This is a genomic window from Bartonella bennetti (assembly GCF_045945445.1).
Taxonomy (GTDB): Bacteria; Pseudomonadota; Alphaproteobacteria; order Rhizobiales; family Rhizobiaceae; genus Bartonella.
Genome location: NZ_CP174576.1, coordinates 79,460 through 92,071, shown reverse-complemented (window position 1 = coordinate 92,071; position 12,612 = coordinate 79,460). Strand labels below are relative to the sequence as shown.

The following is a 12,612-nucleotide window of genomic DNA, read 5'->3' as shown; positions in this document are numbered from 1 at the left end:
AAGTATTTTTCATATTAGTATAAATCACCACTCTGCAGTTAAACAGAACATGCAATATCCAGCCTAATCGTCTTTATTGAATAGATTTAATTTTTAGAAAAAATTATCAATATCGATAATGGCAAAAGGAAACCAAATAAAAGTATATCATACTCCTCTCGCATTTAATCAAAATAATTTTACACAATCTATAATGCTAAACTCTTCTTATCTTGATTATCCTTGTAGACCCTCTGAACTAACTAAATTTTCACGTGTAATTTCTTTAATTGTACGCACACCAGTTAATGTCATAGCCACGCGCATTTCTTGAGCAAAAAGCTCAAGGAGATGGATGACACCTTGCTCACCTGCTGCAGCAAGCGCGTAAACAAAAGCACGACCGATCATCACAGCATCCGCACCTTGTGCTATCATACGAATCACATCAAGACCAGAACGAACACCAGAATCAACTAAAATAGTTAAATCGCCTTTTATAATATCCGCAATTTTCGGCAATGCTTGTGCGGTTGATAATACCCCATCAAGCTGACGTCCACCGTGATTGGATACAACAATACCATCAGCTCCAAATCGTACTGCCTCACGTGCATCCTCTGGATCAAGAATACCTTTTAAAATCATCTTTCCTTTCCAAAAGTCTCTAATCCATTGCAAATCACTCCAGCCAATTGATGGATCAAAGTTTGCACCAAGCCAACCAATATAATCTTTTAGTGTTGTTTTCTTTTTAAGATAGGCAGAAATATTTCCAAGATCATGTGGATGACCCATAATACCAACATTCCAAGCCCAATGCGGATGAAAAACAGCTTGTATAATACGGCGCACTCCAGCATAAGACCCAGACATCCCTGAATGAGCATCACGATAACGTGCTCCAGGAACTGGCATATCAACTGTAAAAACTAATGTACGGACACCAGCAGCCCACGCTCTTTCCAATGCATCACGCATAAATCCACGATCCTTGAGAACATACAGTTGAAACCAAAATTCTTTTCCAACCGCCGCTTGTATTTCTGAAATAGGACAAACTGAAACTGAGGACAAAGTAAAAGGAATATTTTTCGCAACAGCTGCACGTGCAGCCTTTACTTCACCACGACGTGCATACATACCAGTTAACCCAACAGGTGCAAGTACAATTGGCATACCAAGTTTTTGATCCAAAATCTCAGTTGAAAGATCAACATCGCCAATTTGTTTTAGAATCCGTTGACGCAATGCAAGTTTTTGAAGATCTGTATAATTACGCCGCATTGTTTCTTCAGCATAAGCACCACCATCAATATAATGAAACAAAAAAGAAGGTAAGCGACGTTTTGCTGCTTTACGATAATCAAATGTTGAGGAAATAATCATAATAACACCATTAATCTAAATACAATACGAAAAGCTTTCTTCAAAGAAGAGAATTCTTGCATATATTACATCAAAATCTGTATTTCTAAACTCATTTAAAATGCTTAGACAATTTTAAACCTTGTCCCTGATAATGTGAACCAACATCATGCCCATAAAGTTTCAATGGTCGATTAAGCATATGTTCATAAACCAAACGGCCAATGATTTGTCCATGCTCTAAGATAAATGGAATTTCATGGTTCCTTACTTCTAAAACTGCACGTGCTCCTTTTCTACTTATTTCCATATTTCCAAATCCTGGATCAAAAAAACCTGCATAATGTACTCTAAATTCTCCAATTAAGGGATCAAATGGTTTCATTTCAGCAGCACAAAAGGGAGGAATATGAATCACCTCCCGTGAAACCAAAATATAAAATTCATGAGGGTCAAGAACTATTTCTTTCATTCCATGATCATAAATAGGCTCCCAAAAATCTAAAATATGAGCAACAGCACTTTTATCCACATCGATAACATCAGTATGACGTTTACCACGATACCCAACAAGTCCATTTTCATTACCTTCTAAATTAACGGAAATTCCAATACCACCATCATTAATATTAGGAGTATCATCAGATACAAGCATTTCATTTTTATGCAACTCATACAATTCAACTTCTTTTAAATAACTATGCCCCTTACGAAATCGAAGTTGTGATAAGCGTGAACCCGTGCGAACCAAAATCGGAAATGTTCGTGGACTAATTTCAAGATACAGTGGCCCATGATAACCCATACAAATTTTATCAAATTCCTGAGTATAATCTGAAATCACGCGCGTAAAAACATCCAACCGCCCAGTAGAACTTTTTGGATTAGCAACTGCAGAAAGAACTTTTGATAAAGCTAAATTTTCTAAAAGAGGAACAATATAAACGCAACCCGTTTCTAAAACTGCCCCATCTTGTAAATCAAATTCGTACAGCTTTAATCGTTCAAGTTTATCAATAACTGTCGCATTAGATCCCGGCATAAAAGAAGCTCGTATACGATATGCCTTATCTCCTAAACGTAAATCAAGGCTTGCAGGTTGTATTTGATCCTTATCAAGCGAACAAATGGCATTAATAGTACCATTGTTAACTAAAACCTGTATATCACTATCTGCAAGAATACCATTCATGCGCGTCATACATTTTGCCTTCCATCTTTTTTATTCTTTTTTGATCAGTATTAGTGCTTGAAGCAAGCACTTTCAAAGATAACAAATGATTTATACCCAATTTAACAATTTAGTTCACAACCACAATTAATAATTTTGAACTATAAAATGATATTTAGTAAAGCATTCTCCTGTAAGAGAAACTCTGGATATCCATCATAAATGAACTTTTACCAAAAGCTTATATATTTCTCTTAGAATATATTTTCAGCTTTTTCTCTTCGAAAAAGTTATAAATATTGCTATTATAGTTCAAAGTTTCTATACAGTGAAAGGGAAGGCTATTAAAATTTAAATATGATTATACGTCATCTTAGCGAAACTATTATTAATCAAATTGCAGCAGGTGAAGTTATTGAACGACCCGCTAATGTCGTTAAAGAGCTTGTTGAAAATGCTATTGATGCAGGAGCAAGCCGTATTGAAATCGTCATAGCAAATGGTGGAAAAAGCCTGATAAGAGTAAGTGACAATGGCTGTGGTATTCCAGAAGATCAATTAATTTTGGCAATTTCTCGTCATTGTACATCTAAAATTATTGACGATGTACATAATATCTGTTTCCTCGGTTTTCGTGGAGAAGCGTTACCCTCTATTGGCTCTGTTGCAAAACTTAAACTGACCTCACGAACACAAAATTCCAATAGTGCTGCTGAAATTATTGTTACTGCAGGAAGAATTGAAGAACCAAAACCTTCTGCTGCTAATCCTGGAACTATTGTTGAAGTTCGTGATCTTTTTTTTGTTACACCAGCACGACTGAAATTTATGAAATCTGATCGTGCTGAAACAAATGCTATCACGGACACAATTAAACGAATTGCAATCGCCTTTCCACATATACGTTTTTCTCTTGCCGGTATAGATCGAGCGCCCATGGAATTCCCTGCTATGGAACAAAATACCCAAGGGCAATTACAACGTATTACACAAATCATGGGAAAAGAATTTGCTCCAAACAGTCTTCTCCTTGATGCTAAACGTGAATCTGTTCACCTAACTGGTTTTATCGGTTTGCCATCTTTCAATCGCAGTAACAGCCTTTATCAATTTGCTTATGTTAATGGCCGTCCAGTGCGTGACAAACTTCTATGGGGAGCAATCCGAGGAGCGTATGCTGATGTTATTGCTCGAGATCGTCATGCTGTAGCCATTCTTTTTATTCATTTACCGCCTACCGATGTAGACGTTAATGTACACCCTGCAAAAATGGATGTACGGTTTCGTGACCCAAGTCTCATTCGTGGTTTAATCATCGGAGCAATCCGTGAAGCATTGCATCAAACTGGCATTCGTCCTACGTCAACAGGATCTGAAGCAATGTTGGCTGCTTTTCGAACACAACCCTTAGAAACTGTAAAAATGCATCAACCTTTTTCTGATAATACACCACCATATCATTTTGGGTCAAAGATAACATCAATATTTCATAAACCATTAGATATGACCAGCTCTATTGATTTACAAGAAGATACAATCCCTATTATCGATCACCTTAGCACACCAAGTGGCGATACACGCGCTGCAATTAATAAATCAACATCAGAAGAATTACATTATCCATTAGGAGCGGCAAGAGCGCAAATCCATAAAAACTATATTGTTGCTCAAACTCAAGATAGTCTTATCATTGTAGACCAGCATGCTGCTCATGAGAGACTGGTTTATGAATCACTTAAAAATGCTCTGTATTCCAAACCACTTCCTTCACAATTATTGCTTATTCCTGAAATTGTAGAACTCTCTGAAGAAAATGCCACGTGCCTTTTATCTCACAAAGATGCTTTGAAAAAATTTGGATTAGGAATTGAGTCCTTTGGAATTGGGGCAATCGCCGTACACGAAACACCTTCTATGTTAGGAGAAATTAATGTACAAGCTTTAATTAAAGATCTCGCCGATGAAGCAGCTGAATATGATACAATAGATAATTTAAAAGGAATGCTTGATTATGTTGCAGCAACTATGGCCTGTCATAGTTCAATACGTTCAGGACGTCTTTTGCATCCTGAAGAAATGAATGCACTTTTACGACAAATAGAAGCAACACCTCATTCAGCCACATGTAACCACGGACGTCCTACTTATATTGAACTTAAACTGGCTGATATAGAACGCCTTTTTGGTAGAAAATAAACTTTCATAAACTATTCTGGCTAAAAACTACTTGCTTCATTTATGCTTAACTCTATAAAATGTCTGTAATATTTTATCTGTATTATTTTTTCATAAGTACATAGAAAGGGCACATAAAATATGTTCTCTCAAAATGAATGCGAAGCAACAATTCATTACTTTAATAATAGTTATAAAATTGTTAAATATGGAACTTATACTGTTTGTGCAGTTAGTGGACAAAAAATCCCTATCGACAATCTAAAATACTGGAATCATCAGCGTCAAGAAGCATATGCCAGTTGTGAATTATCCTATCAACGTGAACTTGAGTGTAACCCCTATCTTAGTGAATTACTAAAAAACATAAAATAGCCCATAAGAAATTCTGAAATAGTATCCATATGCTTTTAATATATTAATTAAAGGTGATATTTCGTTTCTTAAAACGAGCAATAGTTTCCTCAAGGAGCATATGGCAAAAATCTCTTTGAACAAAATCAACTTTGACATCAAAGACAATAAGCTTTTCTAAGCTTTTATGTAAGTCATTAGCCTGTATGCGTATATAATCCTTAGCGGTCGTAGTCAACCATAAATTATGAATTTTGGCCTTCCGTATCAAATTCTTTAGATCCGTAGCTGTAAAAAAATAGTGATCTGGATAAGAATAAGCTTGAACAACATGACCAGACATTTCTTTAATGGATTTGAAAAATTTATCTGGATTGCCAATACCTGCAAATGCTAAAAAAGATTTTCCAGCAACTTCATCATCAACAAGTGATTTAAGATGCGCATAATGCAAAGGTTTTCCAGTACGTGAAACAAAAAGAGCTACATCATCACTCTCATCCAAACAACCAATGACTAAAACACTGTCCATCAAAGATAATTGCGTTTTTAACGGTGCACGCAAAGGTCCCGCTGGAAAAACAGCCTTATTACCAAAACCACGCATCGCATCTACAACAAGCAACGCATAATCCATATAAAGACGACGACTTTGAAACCCATCATCCATTAAAATAAAATTACATCCTTTTTCTTTAAGCAGTTGTGCTGCTGCATAACGATCAGGTGATATAGCAACAAAAGCATGACGTGCAAGCAAAAGTGATTCATCACCAACGTCATATGCATTATCACATTTAACATCAACGAGGCGCACTTTTTCGGCTCTTCCACCATAACCACGTGATACAATACCAGGTATTAAGCCAAGTTCCTTGGCCACTTGAGCAAAAGCAATAACAACAGGTGTTTTACCTGCCCCGCCTAATGTAAAATTTCCAACACACAAAACTGGCAAATCAATAGCAAGAGGCTCTCTTTGCATACAGTACCGTGCACAATAACCGTAAACCTCAGCAATTGGCGCTAATAAAAAACGCAAAAAACTTTTATTTTTCCACCAAAAACGCGGAGAGCAAATATGCATGCCTATTTTTGACACTGCCTTAAACCCGTCTGTATCACAAGTGGCTGTAAAAATGGATCAAGAACCTTTAATGTACACTCAAGTGCACCAGCCATACTTGTTGCTACTTCATAAGCTTTATCAACTACTTCTTGTCGCAAGGTTTCATTTGTTAAGAATTTATTCACTTGGATCGCAAGTTGCATCGTATCTTCAACTATAGAAGCTGCATCACAGGATAAAAATCGCTCAAACGTATTTTGAAAATTTGCAATATGAGGCCCAGTTAAAATAGCTACTCCAAGCAAAGCTAACTCTAATGGATTATGCCCACCATAGTTACACAATGATTTTCCAATGAAAGCAACTTTCGACAAACGAAGAAAAAGACCCATTTCTCCAATTGTATCTCCTAATAAAATATCCGTATCCATATCTGGAATAGTATTGCTGCTTCTAAGAACAAAACGCAAATTTTCATGACCACATACTTTAATAATATCTTCTGAACGTTCAGGGTGACGTGGGACAATAATCGTTAATAAATCTGGAAAATGACTCTTGAGAATTTTATGAACTTCACAAGCAATTCTCTCTTCTCCTTCATGGGTTGAAATAGCTGCCCAAACTGGACGATTACCAATAGCCTTACAATAACGCGCAAGCAATTCCTGATCTCCAACCGGACACACCTCAGCCTTAAGATTTCCAGAAAGTGCAACTGATTTTACACCAAGTGTATAGTAATAAGTTACATCCGTTTCATTTTGACCAATAGCCACATCAATATGTTTAAAAATATGCTTAGCAAGAAAAAGTCGTTTGTGCCAAGCTTTAAAAGACTGTTCTGACATACGAGCATTAACCAAAATCTGTGGAATGCGCATTTTAGCAAGTTCTTTAATACGTAAAGGCCAAATCTCTGATTCACAAATCAATGCCAAGTCAGGTTTCCAATGACTAATAAAATGACGCACAGCTAATTCTAAATCCAATGGAGCATATTGATGAATTAATCGATCGCCAAAATATTTCTTGACAAGAGTAGAAGATGTCACAGTACATGTTGTCAATAATACCTGTATTTTTAAAGATAAAATATAATTAATGAGTGGTAAAAGAGCTACTGTTTCTCCAATACTCGCCGCATGAAACCAAATTAATGGACTTTGAGGACGCACTTTTTGGCTTTTCCCTAAACGCTCTTTGTGTCGTCCTCGTTCCTCTTTCCCACGCATCGCTCTAAAAAACAAATAAAATGGCACCACAGGATGTAAACAAAAACCAACTATCCGATAGATTGAAAGGGCCACACGTGCCTTTAATTCCATCATTTTAAACCCCTTATTTTCTTGTTTTGAGATAGCTGTAAGCCTCATCCGTCAAACGATTCATTATATTTGTTAATTGTATACGTTTTTCTTCTAACAAAGAATTATCTGCGTCTTTAGGAACAAAAAACGCTTCACCTGTGAGAACAATTGAACGCCCAAAAGGAAGTGGAATTGCAGTTTTATCCCATGTTTTTTCAAGAATTTTTTCTCGCGAAAATGCATACACACAAGGTATAATAGGACGGCCAGATAATTTAGCTAATAAAATAATTCCTTTTCCAGACTCACGTGCTTTTCCACACGCGATATCTGCAATCATAGCTGCTGTTTTACCAGATTTAAGAGCATTTTTAAGCGTTAATAATGCTTTTGCTCCTCCTTTATGAACATGGTGCGTTTTGCCGCGCCCCCCTGAGCCACGGACAATTTCAAGTCCTAATTTTTGGGCTAATTGTGCATTTATTTCTGCATCAGCAGAACGAGAAAACATAGCAATAACTTCTTCACTTTGAGAACGTAAAAAAGGCCCCATAATATGACGTCCATGCCAAAAGGTTATAATAAATGGATTATAAGCATTATATATTTTCCTAATATCATTTGAATTTTTTAACCGCGGATTCGTCCAATAAACAAAACGCAGATAATTCGCCAAAATCCACACAACAAAAACTTTTATAAACCATGTTTTCATTAATGCATGACGATTATCCCGCCACATTTTTTTCAAAACGCTATTTTTTTTCTTGTTAAAAGTTTCTCTCATACCGATATCAAAATTAGTAAACTCAATCTTGTAGTATTCTCGTAGAATAAAAAACAATAATTGAATATTTAAATTTTATGATATATCGCTTGTTGCGTGATCAAGAAACTGATGTAAAGGCACAACATAATAACGTTGCAATGCATTATCTACACTGCTTTGTGCTTTTGCCCGCCATACTTCCTGTGCTGATTGATAGTCTGGAAAAATACCAACCACATCCAAATTATTGAGATCTTTAAATTGATTATCATTCAGATTTTTTAATTCTCCACCAAATACAAGATGCAATAATTGTCTCTTTTCGTTGACTTCAGCCATATTTGCCCTCCGTATCGTTTAAATAATTTAATATGTTTTTATTTGATTAAACTAACTTTGCTTGACGAACAACATTTATCATATTTTGACAGCAATTACTTTCACCAGCAACTAAAAAACCATCTTGATAAGCTTCAATCCCATAAGAAATAAACGGTGCCTCAAGCGGCATAAAACATCCACCACACTCCTGTAAAATAAGATCAGCAGCAGCAATATCCCAATCATGACAATTCGGCTGAACCAATACAATATCAATTTCACCTTGAGCAACAAGAACAATACGGTAAGCAAGAGAAGGAATATAACGAAAAAAACTAATTTGATTGCTAAAATCATATGGTAATTTTTGAGCAATTAATTGATCAATCGAAACCCTATATTTTCGATTGATGTTAGATCTTAAAAGAGGCAGTCTTACACCATTCAATGTTGCTCCTTCCCCTGTCATAGCTGCATATATTTCACCTTTAGCGGGACATTGTAAAACACCTACAACAGGACGATTATTCTCAATAATAGCAACCGAAATACACCACTCAATACTTCCGGAAAGAAAACCTCGAGTCCCATCAATGGGATCAACCACAAAATAGCGTTTATAAATAGCTTCCCCCCTATTATCTTCTGTTTCTTCTGAAATCCAACCATAATTTGGACGTGCACCAAGAAGTTTTTCTTTTAAAAAAACATCTACAGCAACATCGGCTTCACTAACTGGTGAATTACCATCTTTAAACCGAACATCCAATTCACATCCAAAATACTTCATTGCTAAATCTCCTGCCTCCCAACAAACATCGAGCAAAAGATTTAAATCGGCATAATCATAATAATGTGCATTATTTTCCTGCAAGTATCATTCCTTCAATTAATAATGTCGGTGCCGATGTACTATAACGTCGATCAATATCATTCGCAGGTATTAAATGCGCCAACATATGGAGTAGATCAGAGCCTAGTGTTACTTCACTCACTGGATAAGTGATTTCGCCATTTTCAATCCAAAAACCAGAAGCTCCACGGCTATATTGCCCCGTAATAAAATCAACACCATGCCCAAATAATTCTGTAACATAAAAACCATTCTGCACACTTTTTATCATATCATGAGGTGATACTAAACCTGGTTCAATAGAAAAATTAGTGCTTGCTGGCTGGACAAGCGATGCAGAACGTACACCACGGCCATTTGTTTTAAGTCCTAATTCACGAGCCGAAGATGATGAAAGAAGCCAGTTTTTTAGAACACCATTTTCAATAATATTCAGTGTATGTCCTTCCACCCCTTCACCGTCAAAAGGACGAGAAGCATTTCCGCGTAATCTTAAAGGCTGATCCATCACATTAATACCGGCCTGCATGATCCTTTTCCCCTTTAAATTTTGTAAAAGACTTGTTTTGCGAGCAATCGACGCTCCATTAACCATAGACGCAATATGACCAGCGATTCCACGAGCCACACGTGGATCAAAAACAACAGTCACAACCCCAGTTTCTGCACGAACTGCTCCTAAACGTCGAACTGCACCTAATCCAGCATTTTTACCTATCGTATCTGCTGATACTAAATCAGAGAAATGTAAAGCTGTCGTATAATCATAATCTCGCTCCATTTCTGTTCCCTTACCAGCAAGTGCGCTACAAGAACGCGAAAAATAGCTGGAATGATAAGATCCGTAAAAACCATCACTGTTTACAAGCACAAACCCATTCTTGCCATAAGCTGTTGCTGCACCGCCAGAATTGCTCACACCCTTCACATCAAGAGCTGCTGCTTCCATTTGCAAAGCATCTTCTGTTAAAAAATGACTTTGTGGAGTAAAATGATCAAAAAGATCAAGATCCTTAGGATGAGTAACTAAACATTCTTTATCCGCCAAACCTTCAAATACACTATCAGGTGAAGCTTTAGCCATTGCAATAGCACGTTCTGCTAATTCCCGCGGATCAACAACAAAATTAGCAGAAACACTTGCCACCTTTTTACCAACAAAAACCCTCAATGTAAAATCATCACTTTCTGAAGCTTCAGTGGATTCTACTTTGCCAAGACGAACTGCTACACAAACAGAATTTGAGCGGATAACAACAGCATCAGCAGCATCAGCTCCAAAACGCTTTGCTGCTTCAACCAACGAACTAGCTTTATCAAGCTGTTTTTTGTTTATCTTCATAAATATCCTTTAAATAATAATTATTCATCTTAATTAAGAAATTTTAAATGAAAAATATAATTTTTGTCTATTCATAGTTAAAAGTTATGCGCTACTAATGTATCATTTTTCTTTCAACTAATTCTGAAATCTGCCTCTTAGCTTTTTCACGAAAAGGCTCTACACGTTGTAAAATTTCTTTGACTTCAAAAAAATTTAAAATTTGTATCCCATTAACAGGAGGGCATAATAAAAGATCTAACGTTGCAGACTGCAAACGTGCTGTCACAAGCGCTTGTTGTCCTATAATACCTGTAGCAACAAGACTTTCAGAAACTGAAAGGTGTCCATTTTTACATTCAATAATTGGAAGTCCTGTAACATCAATACCAATTGAAAGATCAACTGGTTCAGTAAAACAATCAAAAGGTACTGGATTACAAACCGCCCCATCAATCAAAAAATCATGATTGCGTAAAACAGGCCTAAATAAACCAGGAAGAGCAGAAGAAGCTGCCAAAGCAGAACGCAAATCTCCTTCTTGAATAACAACCATCTCTGCTGTTTTTAAATTTGAAGCTACAGCACAAAAAGGTATTTTTAATGCACAAAAATCTCGCGGAAAGTTCAATGGTAAAAAATTTTCTAAAATTAACTCCAAATTAAATTGAAAAAGATGCAAACTGCATTCGCAAAACTCTCTCCATGACGTTGGTATTAAAGACCATAAACGCTTCAAAATATCATTTGAGTTAGAAAAAGTTGATAGACAATACTCTTTCCAATCAGTCTCTGTCATTCCAAAAGCTACACCAGCACCGACAATAGAACCGATAGAAGATCCTGCAATAACATTTGGTTTCAAACCCAAATCCTCAAATGCCCCAATAACTGGAAGATGACCTAAACCACGAGCTCCTCCACCACCGAATGCCAAACCAATTTTCACTCTATTTCTCCTACATCATGCTTTAATTCCCAAGTAAGTACAAAAAACGTTGTCTCCTATGATTACTTTCTCTTATGTTTATAGAAGTCTCTTAGAAACGACAATAAAAAATATGCAATCTTTATCTTCCTTTTAGTTCATCCACTAATCTTAAATAATGCGAAATTAATCTGTATGATAACTCGAATACCAATTCTTCAATCATGCTTGCTTTAATCCATTAGCTAAAACGAAACTTTGAAACAAATTTTTTTATTCAATTGCAAAAAACAGCTATTTTCTTTCTCTCAAAATCTTTAACTAAACTGGAAAAAATTCTGCAATAACGAAACAACTTCTCCATAAAGAAATATGGTAAAACTATGCAAAATAATCTTGTTTGACTTTATAGAGAAAAAATTTCTCAAGTGTAAATTACTATTGAAGTTTATAGATCCGTATTACTGTATCACTATAAAAACGCTCATCATCCAAATGAAATAGATCAGGCAAATTAATAATCGCTTCTTTTGTCTCTTCAAGAACAAAAAATGTTTCAGTTTTTGCCCATCCTCCTTTAAGAGCTTGAATAAAAGCCTTCTCACCTAAAGAACAACCATAAGGAGGATCTGCAAAAATAACATCAAATGCACGTATTGTCCCAATATTTCCAAGTTTGGTTGCATCACGGCGTAAAATTCGCCCAACGCCTTGTAACCCCAAAGTTTCAATATTTTTTTGAATTAAACTACGTCCCTCTATTGAATTTTCAACAAAAACAGCTGCCTTTGCTCCCCGTGAAAGCGCTTCAATCCCTAAAGCACCAGTACCTGCAAAAAGATCAAGAACACGCTTATCTGTCCAAAAATTTTCTTCCCGACTCGTAAGAATATTAAAAATGCTTTCACGCGTACGATCACTTGTTGGGCGAATGGATCGACCAAGAGGTTTTGCCAAAACATGCCCTGAAAACTTACCGCCGATAACTCGCACG

12 protein-coding genes are annotated in these 12,612 nt (G+C 36.2%); 2 read left to right on the top strand and 10 right to left on the bottom strand.

All coding sequences use genetic code 11. From position 1 onward, the window contains the following. Positions 1-216: 216 nt before the first annotated feature. Complete coding sequence (lldD, locus tag ACJTDF_RS00410; RefSeq protein ID WP_407965656.1) at positions 217-1,368, bottom strand: FMN-dependent L-lactate dehydrogenase LldD; 1,152 nt, start codon at positions 1,366-1,368, stop codon at positions 217-219. A gap of 91 nt (positions 1,369-1,459) precedes the next feature. Next, complete coding sequence (locus ACJTDF_RS00405; RefSeq protein ID WP_407965655.1) at positions 1,460-2,548, bottom strand: 2'-deoxycytidine 5'-triphosphate deaminase; 1,089 nt, start codon at positions 2,546-2,548, stop codon at positions 1,460-1,462. Positions 2,549-2,875: 327 nt separating this feature from the next. Between ACJTDF_RS00405 and mutL the strand changes: the two genes are divergently transcribed. Beyond that, complete coding sequence (mutL, locus tag ACJTDF_RS00400) at positions 2,876-4,714, top strand: DNA mismatch repair endonuclease MutL (RefSeq protein ID WP_407965654.1); 1,839 nt, start codon at positions 2,876-2,878, stop codon at positions 4,712-4,714. Between the two features lie 120 nt (positions 4,715-4,834). Continuing rightward, a complete protein-coding gene (locus ACJTDF_RS00395; RefSeq protein ID WP_078679830.1) occupies positions 4,835-5,068 on the top strand; it encodes a DUF2093 domain-containing protein in 234 nt (77 codons plus the stop codon). 43 nt (positions 5,069-5,111) lie between these two features. On the opposite strand, the gene lpxK is transcribed toward ACJTDF_RS00395, so the two are convergent. The 8 genes from lpxK to rsmD all read right to left on the bottom strand — a co-directional run bounded on the left by lpxK (position 5,112) and on the right by rsmD (position 12,611). Beyond that, on the bottom strand, positions 5,112-6,134 hold the full coding sequence (lpxK, locus tag ACJTDF_RS00390) for a tetraacyldisaccharide 4'-kinase (RefSeq protein ID WP_407965653.1): 1,023 nt from the start codon (positions 6,132-6,134) through the stop codon (positions 5,112-5,114). 2 nt (positions 6,135-6,136) lie between these two features. Continuing rightward, positions 6,137-7,447, bottom strand: coding sequence for a lipid IV(A) 3-deoxy-D-manno-octulosonic acid transferase (gene waaA / locus ACJTDF_RS00385; protein WP_407965652.1), 1,311 nt, complete (start codon positions 7,445-7,447; stop codon positions 6,137-6,139). Between the two features lie 10 nt (positions 7,448-7,457). After that, positions 7,458-8,213 (bottom strand): lysophospholipid acyltransferase family protein, encoded by a 756-nt coding sequence (locus ACJTDF_RS00380; RefSeq protein ID WP_407965651.1) that lies wholly within the window; start codon positions 8,211-8,213, stop codon positions 7,458-7,460. A 75-nt stretch (positions 8,214-8,288) separates the two neighbouring features. Beyond that, entirely contained in the window at positions 8,289-8,534 is a 246-nt protein-coding gene (locus tag ACJTDF_RS00375; RefSeq protein WP_407965650.1) for a DUF4170 domain-containing protein, read from the bottom strand. Between the two features lie 46 nt (positions 8,535-8,580). Further along, positions 8,581-9,390 carry a 3'(2'),5'-bisphosphate nucleotidase CysQ gene (locus ACJTDF_RS00370; protein ID WP_407965649.1) on the bottom strand — a complete coding sequence of 270 codons (810 nt, stop codon included), beginning with the start codon at positions 9,388-9,390 and terminating at the stop codon, positions 8,581-8,583. Continuing rightward, positions 9,377-10,711 carry a TldD/PmbA family protein gene (locus ACJTDF_RS00365; RefSeq protein WP_407965648.1) on the bottom strand — a complete coding sequence of 445 codons (1,335 nt, stop codon included), beginning with the start codon at positions 10,709-10,711 and terminating at the stop codon, positions 9,377-9,379. Before ACJTDF_RS00365 ends, ACJTDF_RS00370 begins: the two co-directional genes overlap by 14 nt. A gap of 94 nt (positions 10,712-10,805) precedes the next feature. After that, positions 10,806-11,639 (bottom strand): patatin-like phospholipase family protein, encoded by an 834-nt coding sequence (locus ACJTDF_RS00360; protein ID WP_407965647.1) that lies wholly within the window; start codon positions 11,637-11,639, stop codon positions 10,806-10,808. Between the two features lie 417 nt (positions 11,640-12,056). Beyond that, the gene (gene rsmD / locus ACJTDF_RS00355; protein WP_407966191.1) at positions 12,057-12,611 is read right to left on the bottom strand and encodes a 16S rRNA (guanine(966)-N(2))-methyltransferase RsmD; all 555 of its coding nucleotides are present in this window, start codon (positions 12,609-12,611) and stop codon (positions 12,057-12,059) included. Position 12,612 lies beyond the last annotated feature (1 nt).